This window comes from Flavobacterium sp. MR2016-29 (assembly GCF_015350695.1).
Taxonomy (GTDB): Bacteria; Bacteroidota; Bacteroidia; order Flavobacteriales; family Flavobacteriaceae; genus Flavobacterium.
In genome coordinates, this window is record NZ_JADKPU010000003.1 from 1 (window position 1) to 22,282 (window position 22,282).

Sequence of the window (22,282 nt, forward strand, 5' to 3'; positions counted from 1 at the left end):
TTGTTCTAAATAAATCAGAACTAATTATTATGCGACGTTTTCTCTATCGGTTCTTTTCGAATCTCTCGATTCTATTACTCTTATTCTTTTGCTCTAACATCTCTGTTAAAGCGGCTGTCAATTCAATATGTCTACGAACGTGTTTCAATCTTGTTTCGCCTGTGTCTCAAAGCGGGTGCAAAAGTAGAAAACTTATTTCTAACCGGCAAATGTTTTTTGAAGTTTTTTTTCAGAAATTTTCATTCCCTTTTTCTTCTCCTTGTCTGCCAGTCTGTCAATGAACTTTCCGTGTTTTGCGGGGTGCAAATGTAACATCTGTTTTCAAATCTCGCAAGCTTTTTTTAACTTTTTTTGAAAATATTTTTTCGTTTAGTTTAAATAACTTGTCAGTATTTCGGTGAACGTCTGTCGTTGTTGCGGGTGCAAAAGTACCACCTTTATTTACATCTGCAAGCCTTTTATTATATATTTTTCCTGTTTTTTCAAAACTTTTCTTAACACTCTGATAACGTCATCTTTACATTTTAATCTTTTTTGATACATTGTGAGTTTTTTCCTCGACTTACTGTGTTTTTGGCATTTCAAGACCTTTTTAGTATGGCAATTTTATCAAGTTTGTACATTTTTCAAGGATTTAGATTGTAAAACATAGTCCTAAAAGCTTTTGTGGCGTTTCAATCGCACAAAGGTTCAGAGTCGCTAAGTTTTTCTCTTTATTCCCTCTCACTCGTTATGAAAACCTCTGCCCTAGCCCCGATAGTCCTCCCGACGATTCGGAAGGAAATCCTTTTGTGCCGGTCCCGAAGCTTCGGGACCGGCACAAAAGATTGGAACGGATAACAGGAAATAGCTCCTAATTCTTAATTTAAATCCCATTTTTTTAAATCCCAAACTCTTAAGGCTTCGACTTCGCTCAACTGGACAAAAAATGATCTTATATACTTTATGCAGTAAACCCGAAAGGTTTTGAAAACCTATCGGGTTCGTTCGCGAAGAAATCACTCTTATATATTATAGTAGAAACTTGTCCCTATATAGTATCGTTAAATTGTACTTATACATAAGAGAGAATAAGATGTTATATATTCTAAAAACTCAATGATTGAATTGCCGATATACCTTTATTATATAGTACCTGGAAATGACGATGGAGAGAATTATTAAATATACTCTTATATATTATCGTATAAACATGTACATATATATTGTATGTGTTTTTGTAATGCTTTATATTTGCATTCACAAAATTATAAACAATGATTAAGATTACTTTACCCGATGGGTCAATTAGAGAGTTTGCTTCGGGCGTAACTCCGATGGAGGTTGCTAAAAGCATTAGTGAAGGATTTGCAAGAAATGTGATTTCTGCTTCTTTTAATGGTACAACAATAGAAACCGAAACTCCATTGACGACCGACGGTAGTCTTATTTTATATACTTGGAATGATGCAGAAGGTAAAAAAGCTTTCTGGCATTCGACTTCGCACGTAATGGCGCAAGCTCTTGAAGAATTGTATCCTGGAATTAAGTTAACTCTTGGACCTGCAATTTCTAATGGATTCTATTATGATGTTGATTTTGAAGATCAGAAAATTGTTGAAGCTGACTTTAAAAAGATTGAAGATCGTGTTCTTGAAATTTCAAGAGAAAAGCATGAGTTTAAGATGCGTCCGGTTAGTAAAGCTGACGCTTTGGCAATGTATAAAGATAACGTTTACAAGACTGAATTGATTTCGAATCTTGAAGATGGTACTATTACATTTTGTGATCATGCAACTTTTACTGATTTATGCCGCGGTGGACATATTCCGAATACCGGAATCATCAAAGCTTTTAAAATCATGAGTGTTGCGGGTGCTTACTGGAGAGGTGATGAAAAAAACAAGCAATTGACTCGTGTTTACGGAACTTCTTTCCCTAAGCAAAAGGATTTAACTGAATATCTTGAACTACTTGAAGAAGCTAAACGTCGTGATCACCGTAAATTAGGCAAGGAACTTGAATTGTTTGCTTTTTCTCAAAAAGTTGGACAAGGTTTACCTTTATGGTTACCTAAAGGTGCTGCACTTAGAGATCGTTTGGAGCAATTTTTAAAGAAAGCTCAGAAGAAAGCCGGTTACGAGCAAGTAGTAACTCCACATATTGGACAGAAAGAACTTTATGTAACTTCTGGTCACTATGCAAAATATGGTGCTGATAGTTTTCAGCCAATAAATACTCCTGCTGAAGGCGAAGAGTTTTTATTGAAACCGATGAACTGTCCTCACCACTGTGAAATTTATAATGTAAGACCTTGGTCATATAAAGATTTACCAAAACGTTATGCTGAATTTGGTACGGTATATAGATATGAGCAATCTGGCGAGTTACACGGTTTAACTCGCGTTAGAGGGTTTACTCAGGATGATGCGCATATTTTTTGTACTCCGGAGCAATTAGATGAAGAATTCAAAAAAGTAATTGACCTTGTACTTTATGTATTTGGTTCGTTAGGCTTTGAAAACTTTACTGCTCAGATTTCATTGAGAGATCAAGAAAACAGAGAGAAGTATATTGGTTCAGACGAAAACTGGGAAAAAGCTGAAAATGCGATTATCAATGCTGCAGCTGACAAAGGACTGAATACTGTTGTAGAATATGGCGAGGCTGCTTTTTATGGTCCGAAGCTTGACTTTATGGTTAAAGATGCTTTAGGAAGACAATGGCAATTAGGAACTATTCAGGTTGATTATAACCTTCCTGAGCGTTTTGAATTGACTTACAAAGGTGCTGATAATGAATTACATCGCCCTGTTATGATTCACAGAGCTCCTTTTGGATCTATGGAACGTTTTATCGCAATTTTACTAGAGCATACTGCGGGAAATTTCCCACTTTGGCTAATGCCGGAACAAGCTATAATCTTGTCTTTGAGCGAGAAATACGAAATATATGCTAAAAAAGTTTTAGATTTGCTAGAAAATCACGAAATTCGCGCCCTAATTGACAACCGAAGCGAGACTATTGGTAAGAAAATTAGAGATGCTGAAATGCAAAAAATACCGTTTATGCTTATTGTAGGTGAGGAAGAGGAGAAAAACGGAACTATTTCGATCCGTCGTCACGGGCAAGAAGGAAAAGGGAATATTACAGTTACAATTGATGATTTTGTCGCTATTGTAAACGAAGAAATAAAAAAGACATTAAAAGTTTTTACAGTTTAACTTAAATTATAAAGTCATAGCAATAAGAAGCAACAGAGGTTATCAACCTCGAGTAGAAAAAAAAGATGCACACAGAATAAACAATAATATTCGTGGTGTACAAGAAGTAAGACTAGTAGGCGAGAACATCGAACCAGGTGTATTTAAGCTTGCAGAAGCTTTACGTTTAGCAGATCAATTTGAATTGGATTTAGTTGAAATTTCGCCAAACGCTGAGCCACCGGTTTGTAAAATAATGGATTATAAAAAATTCGTTTACGAACAAAAGAAACGTGATAAGGTGTTAAAAGCTAAGTCTACGCAAGTTGTAGTAAAAGAAATTCGTTTTGGTCCTCAGACAGATGAGCATGATTATGAATTTAAAAGAAAGAATGCTGAGAAGTTCTTAAAAGAAGGAGCTAAATTAAAAGCATTTGTATTCTTTAAAGGACGTTCAATCATCTATAAAGATCAAGGGCAGATTTTATTATTACGTTTGGCTACAGATTTAGAAGAACATGGTAAAGTGGAAGCTATGCCAGTTTTAGAAGGTAAGAGAATGATTATGTTCATTGCTCCTAAGAAGAAAAAATAAGTCTTAAAGTAGAAAGTCTTAAAGTCGAAAGTCATAATCTGACTTTTGACTTTAACTTTTAAACTTTCAGACCAAGATATAAGTAAGTAAGAATAAATTAAAACACTAGGAAAAATGCCTAAAATGAAAACAAAATCTAGCGCCAAGAAACGTTTCAAAGTTACTGGTTCTGGAAAGATTAAAAGAAAGCATGCTTTTAAAAGTCACATCTTGACTAAAAAATCTAAAAAACGTAAATTAGCTTTGACACACTCAGCGCTAGTTCACTCTACAGATATGAAAAGCATCAAACAACAATTAAGAATTATCTAATATAAGTCTAAGTTGTAAAGTCTTAAAGTTGCAAGTTTAAACTTTTGACATTTGACTTTTAAACCTTTGACTAAAGATTTTCTTTAGGTTAAAAAATTATTTATATAACCTTGGAGTATGGCTTTTAAGTTCCTTTGATTTAATTCAGGACGCCTGCTACAAAAACACATTAAAATTATGCCAAGATCGGTAAATTCAGTTGCTAAAAGAGCAAGAAGAAAAAAAATAATGAAGCAAGCCAAAGGTTTCTTTGGTAGACGTAAAAACGTTTGGACAGTTGCTAAGAATGCAGTAGAGAAAGCAATGTGCTACGCTTACCGCGATAGAAAACAAAACAAAAGAAATTTCCGTGCATTATGGATTCAACGTATCAACGCTGGAGCTAGATTGGAAGGAATGTCTTATTCTCAATTCATGGGGAAAGTAAAAGCTAACGGAATCGAATTGAACCGTAAAGTTCTTGCAGATTTAGCGATGAACCACCCTGAAGCTTTCAAAGCAATACTTAATAAAGTAAAATAAACGTTTTATAAACTCAATTTAGATTACTTACTTATCATAGAAAAACCATTCCGATTAAACGGAATGGTTTTTTGCTTTATACGAGTTTACAAAACTACATCTGCAATGTATTAAATTTAGAAGTACTTTTGTAATAACTAAAACCTCTATATGTACGACTCGCTTTTTCAACATATCCAAAAGTTTACAACCTTAGAGCCTTCAGATATTGATATTCTAGAATCATGTTTGAATCTTTCTCAAATAAAAAAGAAAGAACATGTTTTAAAAGAAGGCCAGGTTTGCAATACGATGTATTTTATAGTCAAAGGATGTATGCGACAATATATAATCAATTCACGAGGTGCTGAGCAAACACTTCAATTTGGCATCGAGAATTGGTGGATAACAGATTATCTGAGTTATCATAATCACATACCCTCACATTTTTATATTCAAGCAGTAGAGAATACAAGTGTTATAGCAATTGAGAAATCAGTTTTAGAATCAATTTTAATTCAAATGCCACAATTAGAACGTTACTTCAGAATCGTATCCCAAAAATCGTTTGGTGCAGCGCAAATGCGCATTAAATTCTTATTTACAATGTCTGCAGAGGAAAGGTATCATCATTTTAACAATTTGAATCCAAAATTTGTTCAACGAGTTCCTCAATACATGCTTGCCTCCTATTTAGATTTTTCTGCAGAGTTCATGAGCAAAATTAGAGCTGGAAAGGTCTGATTTCATTTCTTGAAGTAGTTCAAGTTTTTAAAAGGAGATATCTCTGACCTTTGTATCAAACTTTTAAAAATACATAAAATGAAAACAAGAATCACTCTGCCAACAGTTGCACCAGAAGCTTATCAAGCATTAATGAATTTAGAAAAATATATTTCTACTACTTCACTGACACCCATTCATAAAGAATTAATCAAAATTCGTGCATCACAAATAAATGGCTGTGCTTTTTGTATTAATATGCATACAGCAGATGCAAGAAAGCATGGCATATCAGAGCAGCGTATATACTTACTTAGTGCTTGGCGTGAAGCGGATGTTTATTCTGAAGAAGAAAAAGCAATTCTTGCTCTTACTGAACAAGTAACTTTAATCAGTAATCATGTTTCTGATGAAGTTTACCAAAATGCTGCCAATTTATTTGATGAAAAATACCTTGCTGAAATCCTTTTAGCGATCATTACAATAAACGCATGGAACAGAATGGCAATTACTACTGGAATGCGTACTGTATAATTTTATAAAGATAATTTTTACAACTTTTCAACAAAGACAAACCCTCACGACTGAGGGTTTGTTTGTATTTGCTTGTAAATGAGAATCAGATAATTACAATTTTTTAGATTTTTAAAAATACCGTATTTATACGCTTTCATAAGAAAAAAAATTCTTTATTTTTGGCGCATGATACCAAAAAGCAAACAAATATCCTTATATATTTATTTAATTTTTCTTGTTCTTTTTTCCTGCCAAAAAAAGACAATCATTACTCCAAAACCAAATGCTTCTCAAGAAGTTTCAAAACTTGTTTTGATAGCTGATAAATATAAAGCCACTAATAAAACTGACAGCGCCTTTTTCTATTTTAATAAAGCAAAATCGGTTGCAGATCCAAAAGCAGATTTCAAAAAAATTACATATTCTCTTTTGAAAATGGCTGAAATTCAACAAGAAAATGGCGATTACATTGGGAGTGAAACAACAGCAAAAGAAGCTCTTAAATATTTAAATAATGCTAATGAAACAGATTATACCTGGAGAATATACAGAGTATTAGGTATCGATTATTTCTGCATTTATAACTTTGAAAACTCTATTCTTTATTATCAGAAAGCCTATCAATTAAAAACTGATAAAAAGCGAAAAATAGCAATGAAAAACAATATTGCTCTGGTTTATCGCGAACAAAAAAAATACAATAAAGCCATACAAATATTTGAAACGCTCTTAAATGAAAAAGAGATTAAGAACAATCCGTTGCTTTTTTCTAAGGTATTAGATAATTTGGGTTCTTGTTATACATTAGTTGAGAATCCTCTGGCAGTAGATTTTCTGCATAAAGGTTTAGAAATTAGATTAAAGTTAGATAATAATTTAGGCTTAGGCATGAGTTATATGCATTTATCAAAATTTCATGATAAGAGCAATCCTGAACTCGCTAAAAAATATGCTCAGATAAGCTATGAGAAATATACAAAAGCAAACTGTATAGAGGATCGGCTTAATGCATTAGAATTAATAATCAAAAATAGCAATGATGCCGAATTGAAAAAAAATTCTATACTATATATTGGACTCGTTGACAGTATTTTTGAGGCCAGACAAAGAGCTAAAAATGAATATGCGAGAATTAAATATGATTCAAAAAAAGAAAAGAATGAAAATCTGAAATTGCGAGTACAAAAGGCACAAAATGAACTTCAAATAGAAAGACAAAAAAACAGAAATATCTACTCTTATATCATAATTATGTTAAGCCTAAGTCTAATTTTGGTGCTTTACTTCTATTTGACTTCTAAAGGAAATAAAGACAAAATCGAAGCTACCTACAAAAGTGAAACAAGAATATCAAAAAAATTACATGATGAACTTGCAAACGATATTTATCATACAATGGCCTTTGCTGAAAACAGAAATCTTTCAATTGAAGAAAACAAGACGCAATTATTAAATAATTTAGATGCCATTTATTCTCGAACTAGAGACATTTCTAAGGAAAACAGCCCGATAATAACTAATGAGAACTACCCTTTTTATTTAAAAGAAATGATATCGAGGTTTAATACCCCAAATATTGATCTTATTTTGAATGGCGTAGATTCAGTTCCTTGGAATAATATTCAAAGAAATAAAAAGATTGCTGTTTATAGAGTGCTTCAAGAATTGCTTGTAAATATGAAAAAACACAGCAATGCCACTTTAATCGAAATTAGTTTTAAAGTTACAGATAAAAGTATCATTGTAAATTATACAGATAACGGAAAAGGTGTCGATGTTACTAAAATGGCATTTAAAAATGGATTACATAATGTTGAAAGCAGGATTTTAAGTATAAAAGGCGAAATAGATATTGATTCTGCTCCAGACAAAGGCTTTAAAGTCTTTTTTAAATTTCCTTATAAATAATGAAAAAGACTTTAATTTCTTATAAAAACCATTTTAAAAATCGGCTTCGCATAAACATCATTTACTTTATTATTGGTAGTTTGTTTTTTGTACAATCTTGTGAAAGAAAAACAGAAAAGAAACTTATCAAACAAAACCACTCAGCCGAGATTAAAAAGCTGATTGAAAAAGGCAATTATTTTTTTGACAGAGTAAAAAATGATAGTGCATATCTTTATTTTAATAAAGCCATATCTCTTTGTGAACCCAAAAAAGATCATGCAGAGGACTATGTATTTGCACTAACTTGTATGGCAAACATCCAACAAAACAGCAGTGATTATATTGCATCAGAGGAAAGTCTAACCAAAACGCTGCCTTATTTAAAATATCTCAAAAATCCAAAATTCACTTACAATGTTTATACTTTAATAGCATACAATTATTACTATAGCTTTGATTATAAAAGTGCCATATCATACCATCTAAAAGCTTTAAAATTAGCTAAAACACCGTTTAAAAAGTCTGTTATCTTAAACGACATTGTACTGGTTTATCTAACACAAGAGAAATATAAGGAAGCTGCTGAATTATTAATACCATTGGTTGCAAAAAAAATCAAACACGAAAGCGATCAAAATAAAACCGACTTTAATTATTCTCTTTTACTGGACAATCTAGGATATTGCTATTATAAAATTGGAAATCCTAAAGCGTTAGATTGTCTGAATAAAAGCTTGAAAATAAAACTAGAACAAAATGATAACCACGGTTTAATAGGAACTTACAATACACTTTCAACCTATTACTCGAAAACTGACGCAAACTTGTCGAAAATGTATGCCGAAAAAGCATATAGCAGTGCGTGTAAAGCAAATTCAGCAATTTATAAAGCAAATGGTTTGGCTATGCTGATACAAAAAAGTGATGGAGATGAACTAAAAAAATATTCGTTAGACTTTATTAAACTTGCTGACAGTTTTACTGTTGCCCGAGAAAAGGCTAAAAATCAATTTGCGAGAATTAAATACGATTCTGATTTAGATAAGGCTGAAAATTTATTTCTTAAAACTCAAAAAATTGAAAATGTACTTCAAATAGAAAGGCAAAATAATAGAACTAAAATTTCTTATATTATTATTTTATTTACTGGCACAATGCTGCTTTATCTCTTTTTTCATTTAACCTCTAAAGGAAAAAAAGAAAAAAATGATGCTATTTACACAAGTGAAATTAGAATTTCAAAAAAATTACACGATGAACTTGCCAATAATGTCTACCAAACATTAGTTTTTGCTGAAAGCAGGAATTTGGAATTAGAGGAAAACAAAGAAGAACTCCTGAATAATTTAGACCTTTTATACTCAAAAACAAGAAAAATTTCAAAAGAGAACAGTACAATCAAAACAGATAAAAGTTACGATCTTGTATTGAAAGAAATGATTTCAGGATTTAAAACTCAAGATTTGAATATTTTATTAAATGGTTTTGATACCATTGACTGGAATGAAGTAGATAAAAACAAAAAAATAACCCTTTATAGAGTACTTCAGGAATTGCTAACAAACATGAAAACACACAGCAATGCATCATTAGTTGGTATAAACTTAAAAAAAATGCACAAAAACATTACTGTTATTTATAATGATAATGGAACTGGTACTAACATAGACACAATTTCATTTAAGAGCGGACTCCACAATATTGAATCTAGAATTCATAACATAAAAGGTGACATTAAGATAGATTCAGCTCCAGACAGGGGTTTTAAAGTTTCTTTTAATTTTCCTTTGTAAATGAAAAACCTTTATAGCGCATTTAAAAATAAAGTGGTCTTAAAATCTTTTTTAGTTATTTTAAGCATGCTGCTTGTTAGCATTATATTTTTAAAACAGTTATACAAAACAGAAGCACCATTAAAAGAGAAGGCAAAAGATAATACTGCCGCAATTAAAATACTTTTTGATAAAGGAGATATTCAATTTGATAAAAGTGAATATGATAGTGCGTTATTTTATTATAACAAAGCACTGATCCTTTGTAATCCAAAAATAAATCATGAAGAATACGTGTTTATTGTTGCATCAATTGCTAATATTCAGCAAAATAACAGTGATCTTATAGCTGCCGAAGCAACACTTACAAAAACTCTTCCTCATTTAAAAAAAATAAAAGAACCAAAATATGCCCGATATGTATATACGCTCATGGCTTATAATTACTATAATAATTATGATTATAGGAGTGCCATTTTATATCACAGAAAAGCATTAAAATTTGCTGATGATCTTTTCAAAAAGTCAATAATATTAAATGATATAGCAGTAGTTTACATTGAACAAAAAAAATATAAAGAAGCTGTCGATTTGTTATATCCATTAGCAGTAAAAAAAATTAAACATAAGACAAAACCTTTGCAAACGGAGTATCAGTATTCCTTAATACTAGACAATTTAGGATTCTGTTATTTTAAACTTGGAAATCCCAAAGCAGTAGATTACTTAAGGAAAAGTTTAGAGATAAAGCTTGAACAAAAAGATGACTATAGCAGTATAGCTACCTATAAGTTTCTTTCGATGTATTATCAAAACAGGAATTCTACACTATCAGAAATGTATGCTAAAAAGTCTTACATGAATGCTTGTAAAGTAAATTCAGCCGCAAATAAAGCGAATAGTCTGGCACAATTAATTAAAAGCTATAACGGAAATAATCTGAAGAAATATTCTTTAGATTATATCAAACTTATTGACAGTATTACTAAAGGCAGACAAAAAGCTAGAAATCAATTTTCTAGAATTAAATATGATGCTAGCATAGACAAAGCTGAAAATTTACATCTCAAAATTCAGAAAGCTGAAAATGATCTTCAAATAGAAAGACAAAAAAATCGTACTATAATTTTATATGCTATTCTGGCTGTTGTTATTGGAGCAATTTTATTTCTGATTTTTTATTTATCCTCAAAAAGTAAAAAAGAAAAAAAAGAGGCAATTTTAAAAAGTGAATTTCGGATATCAAGAAAACTGCACGATGAACTCGCTAAAGATGTTTTTCAAACTATAAGTTTCGCACAAAATAAAGATCTTGAAACAGCAGAAAATAAAGAACAATTTCTAAAAAGTATCGATAGTATTTATGTCAAAACAAGAAATATCTCGAAAGAAAACAGTGTCATTAAAACTGATAAGGATTTTCCTTTTATCCTTAAAGAAATGATTTCAGGTTTTAAAACTGCAGATTTAAACATTTTAATTAATGGTTTTGATACAATTCAGTGGAATAAAATTAATGAAAACAAAAAAATAATAATCTTTAGAATACTTCAAGAGCTTTTTCTGAACATGAAAAAACACAGTAAAGCGACTCTTGTCAGTATAACATTTAAAATTATTGATAAAAATATTTCTGTAACATACAGCGATAACGGCATTGGAATAGCGAATAAGACTTTAATTTTGAAAAATGGACTGTCAAATGTGGAAAACCGTATTAAAACTATAAATGGAACTATTATTTTTGACAATAATTCTGAAATAGGTTTTAAATTCAGTTTCACTTTTCCTTTATAAAATAATAATATGTTTAAAAAAGTTTTAGTTGCCGAAGATTTAGATAGTATTAGCATAGCAGTGGTTCAAGTACTTGAAGACTTAAAAGTACCAACCATTCATCATGTAAAATACTGTGATGACGGTCTTTTAAAAGTTAAAAAAGCGCTGGTTGAAAAAGAACCTTATGATTTACTAATAACTGATTTATCATTTAAATCAGATCATCGCAAGACAACTCTTACTTGTGGCGATGAGCTTATCGAAGCAATCAATGAAGTACAGCCAAAACTAAAAAAAATAGTTTTTTCGATAGAAGACAAATCATATAGAGTAAAGACTCTTTTTAATGATTTAGGAGTAAATGCCTATGTTTCTAAAGGAAGAAACAGCATGGAGGAACTTAGAAAAGCAATCGAAGGAACTTTTAGAAATGAAGAAAAAATAATATCATCAGATTTATCGTTTAGTTTTAATGATAAAGCTTTAATTGAAATTGAATCCTATGATATTTCTATATTAAAACTTTTGGCTCAGGGTTACATTCTAGAGAATATCTCTAACGAATTTAAGTCTTCTGCTATCACTCCAAACGGAACCAGCAGTATTGAAAAGAGAATCAACAAATTGAAAATATATTTTAAAGCAAATAACAATGTGCATTTAATTGCAATTGCAAAGGACTTTGGTTTAGTGTAAAAATTACTGCCTTTTACGGGTTTCCGTAAGGAAATGATTTTATATAGATTTAAGTTTGTGTAATCGATTAACCAACCATGAAACCGAATAATAAAATTAATTTAGAGAAAAATTTTTCTGAGAGATTGATCTTAAAAATTAATACAACCAATAATAAAATTGTTATGAAAACAATGTTGCTTTGTATCTTTTTATCAATAAGTTTTGCCTTCGTGTCAGATAGAACAGGATGGTTTGAAGTTGATTGGAAATTAGTTTTCATTCCAGCTTTATTAGTACTTCAAATTATTATTATTGGAACTGCCTTAAAAAACAGATATAAAAAACACTAAGACTATTATTGTAAAATTTTGAAATGCTTATATTTGATTTTTTAATACTGCATGAAAAATAGTCTTAGCCTTGTTCTGTTATTTCTTACACTCTTTTCTTTTTCTCAAACTAAGATTTTATCTTGGAACATAGAAAATTTTGGAAAATCAAAATCTGAATCTGAATTAAATTTTATTACCTCTACTCTTCTTGAGTATGACATTGTTGCTATTCAGGAAGTTGTTGCCGGTTATGGGGGTGCTCAAGCTGTAGCAAAACTTGCTGTACTATTAAATGAAAAAGGTACAAACTGGGATTATGTGATAAGTGATCCGACAAGCAGCAGCAGTTATAAAACAGAACGTTATGCTTTTATTTGGAAAAAGAGTAAAGTCAAACTGAAAGGAAAGCCCTGGCTCGAGAAAAAATACGGTTTAGAAATTGACAGAGAACCTTATTTTGCTACTTTTGAAAGTGGCAAAAAAACATTTACACTCGCTAATTTTCATGCTATAACGAAAAACAGACAGCCTGAAACCGAAATCAAATATTTCAAATTTTTGCCAGCAGAATATCCCAGCTTAAATTTGATTTTTATGGGAGATTTTAATTGTCCTCAATCACATACTGTTTTTAATCCTTTAAAGAAAATGGGCTACGCTCCTATTTTACAAAATCAAAAAACTTCTTTGAAACAAAAATGTAAAGATAATATTTGTGTCGCATCAGAATTTGACAATATGTTTTTCAAATCAAATACAGTAAATTATATTAATTCTGGGGTAGTTTCATTTTATAAAAAATTCAATTCTCTGCAGGAAGCCCGAAAAATATCAGATCATATTCCTATTTGGTTTGAATTTTCATTGAATTAAATTATGTTTTAAGTTTTTTCTTTTTTGCTGCAGGAAACAAAACGTTGTTAAGAATTAATCTGTAACCTGGCGAATTTGGGTGTAAATCGAGAACCGTTGGCGGATCTCCAACCTGATGCTGAAAATCTTCAGGATCATGGCCTCCAAAAAAAGTAAACATTCCTTTTCCTTTTTCACCATGAATATATCTTGATTCACCGTTGAGTTCGCAAGTTCCCATTATCAAAACATTCGATTTTATTAATGCTGTATCAAACGAAGTAGTTTGTCCCATAAAACCTTTGACTAGCTGTGTATGATTTTGGCACAACATACTCGGAATTGGATCCCACTTTGCAGAAAATTCCATTAAAGTAAAATAATCTTTTTCAACAGGAATTTTTCTTTTCAAAGTCATATCAATATCTGAAAATTCATATTGTTCTGGTCTTCTTTCTAAAGTAAAATTTTTAAATGCAAATGAATTTCCAAAATTTAATTTTGCCTGATAGTTAGAATCACTAGCGTCACCATCAAACATGGCTTCGCAAATATCTACTCCATCTGCTGCGAGAGCAATATCAAAACTGTCTGTTGCAGAGCACATAGCAAACATGAATCCTCCTCCAATAACAAAATCTCTAATTTTTTTTGCAACTGCACCTTTTTCCTGAGATACTTTAGCATAACCTAATTTTGTTGCCAAAGCTTCAGCATCTTTTTTCTGATCGATGTACCATGGTGTATTTTTATAAGCTGCATAAAATTTTCCATATTGCCCTGTAAAATCTTCATGATGCAAGTGCAGCCAATCATATAAGAGTAATTGATCACTCAAAACTTCTTCATCATAAATTGGTGTAAAAGGAATTTCGGCATAAGTCAAAACCAAAGTTACAGCATCATCCCAAGGCTGTTTTCCTTTTGGCGTATAAACGGCAATTTTTGGTGCTTTTTCAAGAACAACTGACTCCATATTTTGAGAAGGACTTGAAATTTCATTCAAGATTGATGCTTCTTCGCTATCAGAAAGTATTTCAAAACTAACGCCACGTATTTTGCATTCTTTTCTAATTTCATCTGCATCAGGCAATAAAAAAGAGCCACCGCGATAATTAAGTAGCCAGCTTGCTTTATAATCTTTGCTTAAACACCAATATGTAATTCCGTACGCTTTTAAGTGATTTTGCTGGGTTGTTTCGTCCATCGGAAGTAAGATAAACGAAGCTTTTGCACTTAATGAAAGCAACAATATGAAAATAAAAAGTAAACACTTCTTCATTAGAAAATTATTTTAGTAAAGATATAAAGGAAGCCTCAAAAAACACACTAGATATCTTTGTTTTATAAGAGATGGAAACGTTAAAAATTTTCATTTTAAATTTAAACTTTTAACACAAAAACAGGTAAAAACACGTATTTCAAAAAACTATTTTCTAATTACATTTGGAAACCCAAATCATTGAGATATTAATCAATGAAACGAGAAACAATGAAATTTAACGAAAATAACCAACCAAAAGGATTAAGCGTAATGCAAAAAATAGGTCTTTGTGTACTTGTAGTCACAATTGTTTTTTACTACGTCCTGTCTATTCAATTTTTAACCAGTTAACTATTAAATTGTTATAACAGCAATTTCATTTTGAATAGCGTAAACCACTAAGCCGGCAATATTTCTTGATTCTGTTTTAAGCAATAAATTATTGCGATGACCTTCTACAGTTCTTGGACTTAAAAAAAGATGCTCAGCAATTTCTGAAGTCGTTCTCTGCTGACATATAAGTTGAAGAATTTCTATTTCGCGTGGCGACAGAAAGCTCGTTTCTAAATGTACTTTTGAATTTTTTGATGATACAATAGTTTCTTGAATTGTCTTTAAAACATTTTCATTGTAATAAAATCCTTTTTGCGCCACTTCATTAATAGTATGAATCAAATCCTTTGGAGTTGTATTCTTTATAAGATAAGCAACAGCACCAACCTGAATCATATTGGCAATAAATGATTTAGAATCGTAACTTGTCAAGGCAATTATTTTTATCTCGGGATAAGATTTTCGAATAATTTTTGTGGCCTCAACACCATTTAGAACTGGCATTTTCAGATCCATTACGATAATATCTGGTTTAATTTCATTCTCTTCCAGATTTGAAAGAAGTTCTTCTCCGTTTGATGCTTCAAAAATAATTTCAATATTATCTTCGCGCTGCAATAAAAAAGAAATCCCTTTTCGAAATAAAACTTCGTCATCAACTAAAGCAATTTTAATAGCGGCACTCATTTTTATTCGGTTTTTGGTCGTTTGGCTCGTCGAAATTACAAAATATGTATTAAAAAACAGTTGAAAAAGCCCATTTTATTGACTAGAAAGATAGATTATTCTTTTATTTTAACTTAAAATGTAAAAGTTACTGTAAAACCTTTATTCAATTCTGAAGAAATTTTTATTGTTCCGTTTAAAAATGAAATTCGGCTGTCGATATTTTTCATTCCAAGCCCTTTTTGATTTTCAGCATTTTTACTGTCGAAGCCAACTCCGTTATCCTCATAATCGCAGGTTGAAATTGCATTATTTTTTTTAAAAGAAATCCAAATCTCACTTGCTTTTCCATGACGCAATGAATTATTCATTAATTCCTGAAGAATTCTAAAAACATGCAGCTGGCGATCCATTTCATTATCATCAAAATCAATTTTATTGGTATAATGAACTTTTACAGCTTTACTTGTTTCAAATTCTTCGCACAACTCTTCGATGCCGGCATTAAGCCCAAATTTTTCAAAAACCGGAGGCAACAAATTATGTGCAATTTTTCTAGAATTCTCTAACGCCTTCGCAGTAAGATTAATAATATTTTCTGTAATTTCTCTAGTTTCGCTTTCTGTTAAATTTGGCGCCGAAAGCAAATGCGTATTCAGTGACACTATATTAAGTTTAGAACTAATATCGTCATGCAAATCTTGAGCAATTCTTTTTCGTTCTTCTTCCTGCGTAATAATTATAGCATGTAATTGTTCTTTTTGAAGATGAATCTCTAAATCTTTTTTTTCTAATTCTTTTTGAATGATTTTTTTTCTTGAGAAATAAAAAAACAATACCAAAACAATTCCCATTAATAAAAAAGACACACAACTGAATATGACTGTTGCAACTATTTCTGATTCTGGAATTGCCTTTAAACTCATCTATTTTTAATTAAATTAGTATTGTTTCAGTAAAAAACCTTTGGCAAAATAAAAAATAATGCCAAAGGTTATATGTTTTTAATTTATGAATTCTTCTTTCTTGTTTTTATAGAAACTTACTTTCCATTCATATAATATAAACAGTTGATAAATTACATACAAAATTGCATTTAACAACCATGTGACCATATTGAAATCCTTACTGAATTTGACCGTCAAATTTCCGACTAAAAAAAGAATTGTGCTTCCAAACAGATAAAGCAAAATTCCCATATTGATAAAATAAAATGTTCTTCTTTCCTCTAACATATTGTAGAAATGAAAAGTTGCATAAATAATCAGTAAAAACGAAGTAATAAATATTTCATAAAGATTAAATTTTAAAAACAATTCAGGCTTTATTCCATATTGAATAGCTAACGTCAGCAAAACCAGCACAAAACCAATTTTAATCGCTTTTTTTTGAAACTGATCTTTCACTAGTTTTAAATAAAAGAAACTAAGCATTATAAATTGACCTATAAAATATAAATGAGACAGAAACAAATTGCTGGCATGCATTAGCATACATATTTTAGCGCTAAGCTGTACACCTATCATTACTAGTATATATACTGTAAAAATTTTATAAGCCGGATCTTTTTTAGGAAATTTTACTGCATATAAAATAAAATTAAGTGCCAATAAAACATATCCTAAGTTTACAAGAAATGAATGCATATTTATTGATTCATTGGGCTATTTGGATCTGCAGTTGCTGGTGGGCTTGGTTCGCTAAAATCGTAAATACCACCACCATCTTCTGTACATTCAACTCCATAACCGGGCAGTACATCAACATAAATACCAGTTTTGTCATCATATCGGGTTCCCACAATCATCAAAGTTTGCAAACCTTGTTCATTAACTCCAATATACGCTCTTGCAGCATCAATTCCTTCTGCTAAAACTTTTTCTAAATTGTATTTAGGAATTAAATACGAATCGACTTTTTTCCTTAGAACCTCTTCATCAGTTTGTTTTTTCCATTTTGCTACCCAAGTCTGAGCAAGTTTCAAAGGGATTTCCGTGTCTTTTTCTGGTAATTTGATGTTGTTTGCCATAATTTAAATTTGTTTTTGGTTATGTTAATATACAATTGATTTTCAGCAATTGCTGTGCTAATCTACAGAATTAAATTAATAATTTTAACATTTGTTCATAAAAAAAAGCCTTGTAAAAAAGGCTTTTTGATATATTAAAATGGAACATCGCTATCATCATCGTCATCATTCAAATTGCTTCCGAACGCTTCATTTGCCGAAGGCAGATTTTTTGTGATAAATGGATTATCATCATGATTCATTTTAGAAGGCAAATCATCGTAACCTCCCGTAAAATCTTCCAGATTATCAAACTTACCCAAATGCCCCAAGAATTTTAAACGAATATTTTCAAGACCACCATTACGGTGTTTTGCTATAATAAACTCGGCTTGACCAGCAGTTGGAGATTGTTCATCATCGTCCCATTCTTCAATTTTGTAATATTCAGGACGGTAAATAAACGATACAATATCGGCATCCTGCTCAATAGCTCCAGATTCACGAAGATCCGAAAGCAACGGTCGTTTGCTAGATCCACGCGTTTCAACGGCACGCGATAACTGCGAAAGTGCAATTACCGGAACGTTTAGCTCTTTTGCCAAAGCCTTTAAGTTTCGAGAAATTGTCGAGATCTCCTGCTCACGATTTCCTCCCCCTTTTCCACTTCCTCCGGCGGTCATCAACTGCAAATAATCGACAATAATTAATTTTATACCGTGCTGTGATGCCAAACGACGGCATTTTGCACGTAAGTCAAAAATAGAAAGCGAAGGCGAATCATCAATAAATAATGGTGCTTTTTCTAAGTCTTTTACTTTAGTACTCAGCTGTTCCCATTCGTGTTTTTCTAATTTTCCTGTTCTCAATTTCTCAGAAGACAAACCAGTTTCTGATGAAATAAGCCTTGTAATTAACTGCACTGATGCCATCTCTAAAGAGAAAACTGCAACCGGATGTCCAAAATCGATAGCAATATTTCTTGCCATCGAAAGTACAAACGCGGTTTTACCCATACCTGGACGCGCCGCGATAATAATTAAATCCGAAGGCTGCCATCCTGAAGTTACTTGATCTAGTTTTTCAAAACCAGTTGCAACTCCACTCAAACCTTCTTTTCCTGCAATTTCTTCAATACGTTTTTTTGCCTGTAATACTAAACTTTGTGCAGTTTCAGAACTTCGCTTGATGTTTCCCTGCGTAACTTCGTATAGTTTTGACTCGGCTTTATCCAGCAAATCAAATACATCGGTAGTTTCGTCATAAGATTCTTCTATAATCTCAGAAGAAATTCTAATCAAACTTCTTTGAATGTATTTCTGAAGAATGATTCTAGAGTGAAATTCAATGTGTGCCGAAGAGGCAATTTTTTGAGTAAGCTGAATTAAATAAAAATCACCTCCCGCTAACTCTAATTTTCCGTTTTTTTTCAGCTGAGTCGAAACAGTTAATAAGTCAATTGGCTGTGTTTCTGTAAAAAGCTGCACAATTGCTTCAAAAATAAATTTGTGTGCATCTTTATAAAAAGCATCTGGCTGCAAAATATCAATTACATCATCTACCCCTTTTTTATCAATCATCATCGCTCCAAGCACAGCTTCTTCTAAATCAAGTACTTGTGGTGGCAGTTTTCCTTTTTCTAAATTGATAATCGTGGTTTTATCTACCTTTATAGGGTTTACATTTTTGAAATTTTCCATATAGCGAAAGTAACAAAATTTAAAAAAAAATTGCTATCGAGTTATAACTATTAATTGTTTATAAATAAGTTTTTTTTGTTCATAACCAAAAAAAAATCCGAAACTGTAAGGCTTCGGATTTTTAATATTCTTGTAAGAATTTACTCCTTATATTCACCCATATTACTGTATTTGTCCATTCTTTGGGCAATTAAGTCGGCTGTTGATAAGTCTTTCAATTCGTTATATCCTTTCGTAATATATTCAGCAACAGTTTTGAAGGTAGTTTCGCGATCATAGTGTGCTCCTCCTAATGGTTCTGGAATAACATCATCAACTAATTTTTGTTTTTTCATATCTGATGAAGTCAATTTTAAAGCGTCGGCTGCACGTTCTTTGTACTCCCAGCTTTTCCATAAAATTGAAGAACATGATTCTGGAGAGATTACAGAATACCAAGTATTTTCTAACATATATACTTTATCTCCTACACCAATTCCCAATGCTCCACCTGAAGCTCCTTCACCAACAATAATCGTGATAATTGGCACTTGAAGACGAACCATTTCAAAAATATTTCTTGCAATTGCTTCACCTTGTCCTCTTTCTTCAGCTTCTAGTCCTGGGTATGCACCTGGAGTATCTACTAAAGTTAAAACCGGAATTCCAAATTTCTCTGCCATTTTCATCAAACGCAAAGCTTTACGGTATCCTTCAGGATTTGCCATACCAAAATTACGGTATTGACGGGTTTTTGTATTAAAACCTTTTTGCTGTCCTACAATCATAAACGACTGTCCGTTTACTTTTCCTAGTCCGCCAACCATTGCCTTATCATCTTTAAAGCCTCTGTCTCCATGAAGTTCTAAGAAAGTATCACCGCAAATTGCTCTGATATAATCTAAAGTATAAGGTCTATTTGGATGTCTTGACAACTGGACTCTTTGCCAAGCCGTAAGGTTTTTGTATATATCTTTTTTAGTTTGCTCTAATTTTTTGTTGATTTCCTTGCAGGTTGGTGTTACATCAACATCAGATTCTTTTCCAATTATAACACACTTTTGTAACTGTTCTTCAAGTTCTTTGATTGGAAGCTCAAAATCTAAATATTCCATGGATTTTTGAATTTTGTTTGTAAATCGAACCGCAAATATAAAAATATTATATCATTGGTATGGTTAAATCGTATTTAAAATATAAAAATGTAATTTAAAGATAAGGAAATTATTACAGTTCTTTCCTGTTTTTATAATGTTTAAAAACCCCGTTTAAAATAACTGTAATTACAATTATCAGTGCGCCAATATAAAATTCTGCACTCATTTTTTCTTTTCCGCCAAGAATAAAATAAGCCAGCATAATTCCGTAAACGGGCTCTAAATTAGTCGTTAGCATTACCGTATAAGGAGTTAATCGCTGCATTACTTTTACTGAAGCCGTAAACGCATAAGCGGTACAAACCGAAGCTAAAATCAGCAATAAAACCCAATTATTTAATGACATTGTAAAAAAATCAGCATTAAATTTTCCTTGCACCAAAAAATAAATTGAAATAAAGAAAACGCCAGCTCCAAATTCATAAAATGTAATAACTGAAGGTTCATGATCTGAGATTAATTTCCCATTCATTAAAGTAAATAATACGCCTAAAATGATCGAAGCCAAGGCATAATACATGCCGTGCAAGTACTTTACCTCAACTTGCATAATCAAACAAAGACCTGCAATGATAATTAATCCAAAGAAAACTTCGTACCATAATATTTTTCTGCCGTAAAAAAGCGGTTCCAATAAAGATGCAAAAAATGCTCCTAATGAAAATATTGATAGAGTGATCGAGACATTAGAAACATGAATGGCTCGAAAAAAGAAAATCCAATGCATCGCAATTAATAATCCGACAAAAATTAATTTGGCTAAAGATTGAGCTGATATGACAAAAGATTGTTTTTTATACACAATAAATCCGGCAAGAAAAATTCCTGCAAGAAGCATTCTGAACCAAACTAAATTTTCGGCATCAATAGTAATTAATGCACCTAAAATAGCAGTGAATCCCCAGATAAAAACAATTAAATGAAGATTTAAATAACTTTTTAAATTATCGTTTCGCATTTCGTAATAGATAAACTGCCAAAATTCCGAAAACAATATTCGGGAACCAAACAGCTAATAAAGGTGAGAAAGTAGATTTTTCGGCAAGAGTACCAAATATTTTATCAAAAAAGACAAATGAAAAAGCAATTGCAATTCCGATTGCCAAATTCGTTCCCATTCCGCCACGACGTTTCATAGCCGAAACAGCAACAGCAATAATGGTTAATATAAAAGCAGATACTGGTACACTATATTTTTTATACAGTACTACTAAATATGTATTGATATTTCCTGAGCCTCTTTTTCTTTCTTTTTCGATAAAATCGATCAATTTTCCTAACGAAAGTGTTTCTGCAATATACACTACCGGAGTTAAATCGGCCAGTTCAAACTTAAATTTCACTTCTTTTTCGGGAATTTTCTCTATAACATCATTCAATTCGCCAACAGTTCTTTTGGTGTAATCATAAAGAATATACGTTTTCTTTTTAGGATCCCATTTAATACGGCTGGCACTAATTTTATAAGTCAGTTTGTCTTTTTCGAAATGCTCCAGTGTAAAATTAAAAGCTGTTTTTGATTCTTCATTAAAACTATTTACAAAAATAAAATCATTATCGTTAAGCTGGCGGTAAACATTGGTGTTTTCGCCACGCATGAGCTCTTTTCCATTTCCCTTTAAATAAGTATACCTAAAGTTATTGAACCCTTCACTGGCAGCTGGAACAATGAAAAATCCCATTAGAAGTACGAAAACTGAAACGATTGAAGCTCCGATAATATAAGGACGCAAAAACCTCGTAAATGAGATTCCAGAACTTAAAATAGCGATAATCTCTGTGTTATTTGCCAATTTTGAGGTAAACCAAATTACCGATAAAAATAAAAATATCGGAAAAAGAGAGTTCGCAAAATAAATAGTAAAGTTGTAATAATAGATTGCAATTTGAGTAAATGGAATCTTGTTTTCTAACATCTTATTCACCTTTTCAGAGACATCAATTACAATCCCAATTGGAATAAACAAGAGAATCATCACCGAAAAAGTGGCTAAATATCTTTTTAAAATATACTTATCTATTATTGTCAGCATAGATTTTTCG

21 protein-coding genes are annotated in these 22,282 nt (G+C 31.5%); 12 read left to right on the plus strand and 9 right to left on the minus strand.

All coding sequences use genetic code 11. The annotated features are described in order from the left end of the window. Positions 1-1,256: 1,256 nt before the first annotated feature. The 12 genes from thrS (at position 1,257) to IR010_RS08745 (ending at position 13,153) form a co-directional block, all read left to right on the plus strand. Entirely contained in the window at positions 1,257-3,203 is a 1,947-nt protein-coding gene (gene thrS / locus IR010_RS08690) for a threonine--tRNA ligase (protein ID WP_194603112.1), read from the plus strand. 22 nt (positions 3,204-3,225) lie between these two features. Beyond that, complete coding sequence (infC, locus tag IR010_RS08695; RefSeq protein ID WP_072974136.1) at positions 3,226-3,777, plus strand: translation initiation factor IF-3; 552 nt, start codon at positions 3,226-3,228, stop codon at positions 3,775-3,777. A gap of 114 nt (positions 3,778-3,891) precedes the next feature. Further along, the gene (gene rpmI, locus IR010_RS08700; protein ID WP_007810722.1) at positions 3,892-4,089 is read left to right on the plus strand and encodes a 50S ribosomal protein L35; all 198 of its coding nucleotides are present in this window, start codon (positions 3,892-3,894) and stop codon (positions 4,087-4,089) included. Positions 4,090-4,266: 177 nt separating this feature from the next. Then, positions 4,267-4,611, plus strand: coding sequence for a 50S ribosomal protein L20 (gene rplT / locus IR010_RS08705; protein WP_007810721.1), 345 nt, complete (start codon positions 4,267-4,269; stop codon positions 4,609-4,611). 150 nt (positions 4,612-4,761) lie between these two features. Beyond that, positions 4,762-5,334 carry a Crp/Fnr family transcriptional regulator gene (locus IR010_RS08710; RefSeq protein ID WP_194568306.1) on the plus strand — a complete coding sequence of 191 codons (573 nt, stop codon included), beginning with the start codon at positions 4,762-4,764 and terminating at the stop codon, positions 5,332-5,334. 78 nt (positions 5,335-5,412) lie between these two features. Continuing rightward, positions 5,413-5,847, plus strand: a complete 435-nt coding sequence (locus IR010_RS08715; RefSeq protein WP_194603114.1) for a carboxymuconolactone decarboxylase family protein — start codon at positions 5,413-5,415, stop codon at positions 5,845-5,847. A gap of 417 nt (positions 5,848-6,264) precedes the next feature. Beyond that, a complete protein-coding gene (locus tag IR010_RS08720; RefSeq protein ID WP_228515140.1) occupies positions 6,265-7,737 on the plus strand; it encodes a tetratricopeptide repeat-containing sensor histidine kinase in 1,473 nt (490 codons plus the stop codon). Beyond that, positions 7,737-9,512, plus strand: a complete 1,776-nt coding sequence (locus IR010_RS08725) for a tetratricopeptide repeat-containing sensor histidine kinase (RefSeq protein WP_194603118.1) — start codon at positions 7,737-7,739, stop codon at positions 9,510-9,512. The genes IR010_RS08720 and IR010_RS08725 overlap by 1 nt, the downstream gene beginning before the upstream one ends. Then, on the plus strand, positions 9,513-11,288 hold the full coding sequence (locus tag IR010_RS08730) for a tetratricopeptide repeat-containing sensor histidine kinase (protein WP_194603120.1): 1,776 nt from the start codon (positions 9,513-9,515) through the stop codon (positions 11,286-11,288). 9 nt (positions 11,289-11,297) lie between these two features. Then, positions 11,298-11,966: a response regulator transcription factor gene (locus IR010_RS08735; RefSeq protein WP_029272384.1), complete on the plus strand. Its 669-nt coding sequence runs from the start codon at positions 11,298-11,300 to the stop codon at positions 11,964-11,966. A gap of 77 nt (positions 11,967-12,043) precedes the next feature. Next, positions 12,044-12,298, plus strand: coding sequence for a hypothetical protein (locus IR010_RS08740; RefSeq protein ID WP_029272383.1), 255 nt, complete (start codon positions 12,044-12,046; stop codon positions 12,296-12,298). A 51-nt stretch (positions 12,299-12,349) separates the two neighbouring features. Continuing rightward, positions 12,350-13,153: an endonuclease/exonuclease/phosphatase family protein gene (locus tag IR010_RS08745; RefSeq protein ID WP_194603122.1), complete on the plus strand. Its 804-nt coding sequence runs from the start codon at positions 12,350-12,352 to the stop codon at positions 13,151-13,153. Position 13,154: 1 nt separating this feature from the next. On the opposite strand, the gene IR010_RS08750 is transcribed toward IR010_RS08745, so the two are convergent. From IR010_RS08750 to IR010_RS08790, 9 genes are all read right to left on the minus strand, one after another. Continuing rightward, complete coding sequence (locus tag IR010_RS08750; protein ID WP_029272381.1) at positions 13,155-14,414, minus strand: hypothetical protein; 1,260 nt, start codon at positions 14,412-14,414, stop codon at positions 13,155-13,157. 336 nt (positions 14,415-14,750) lie between these two features. Next, a complete protein-coding gene (locus tag IR010_RS08755) occupies positions 14,751-15,416 on the minus strand; it encodes a response regulator transcription factor (protein WP_194568314.1) in 666 nt (221 codons plus the stop codon). A gap of 113 nt (positions 15,417-15,529) precedes the next feature. Further along, positions 15,530-16,321, minus strand: coding sequence for a sensor histidine kinase (locus IR010_RS08760; RefSeq protein WP_194603124.1), 792 nt, complete (start codon positions 16,319-16,321; stop codon positions 15,530-15,532). A gap of 78 nt (positions 16,322-16,399) precedes the next feature. Continuing rightward, positions 16,400-17,041, minus strand: a complete 642-nt coding sequence (locus IR010_RS08765; protein WP_194603126.1) for a hypothetical protein — start codon at positions 17,039-17,041, stop codon at positions 16,400-16,402. Between the two features lie 2 nt (positions 17,042-17,043). Beyond that, positions 17,044-17,424: a hypothetical protein gene (locus tag IR010_RS08770; RefSeq protein ID WP_051662746.1), complete on the minus strand. Its 381-nt coding sequence runs from the start codon at positions 17,422-17,424 to the stop codon at positions 17,044-17,046. A gap of 134 nt (positions 17,425-17,558) precedes the next feature. Next, positions 17,559-19,103: a replicative DNA helicase gene (dnaB, locus tag IR010_RS08775; protein WP_029272376.1), complete on the minus strand. Its 1,545-nt coding sequence runs from the start codon at positions 19,101-19,103 to the stop codon at positions 17,559-17,561. Positions 19,104-19,243: 140 nt separating this feature from the next. After that, the gene (locus IR010_RS08780; protein ID WP_029272375.1) at positions 19,244-20,197 is read right to left on the minus strand and encodes an acetyl-CoA carboxylase carboxyltransferase subunit alpha; all 954 of its coding nucleotides are present in this window, start codon (positions 20,195-20,197) and stop codon (positions 19,244-19,246) included. A gap of 112 nt (positions 20,198-20,309) precedes the next feature. Further along, positions 20,310-21,197, minus strand: a complete 888-nt coding sequence (locus tag IR010_RS08785; RefSeq protein WP_194603128.1) for a DMT family transporter — start codon at positions 21,195-21,197, stop codon at positions 20,310-20,312. Beyond that, the gene (locus tag IR010_RS08790) at positions 21,184-22,272 is read right to left on the minus strand and encodes an LptF/LptG family permease (RefSeq protein WP_029272373.1); all 1,089 of its coding nucleotides are present in this window, start codon (positions 22,270-22,272) and stop codon (positions 21,184-21,186) included. Before IR010_RS08790 ends, IR010_RS08785 begins: the two co-directional genes overlap by 14 nt. Positions 22,273-22,282 lie beyond the last annotated feature (10 nt).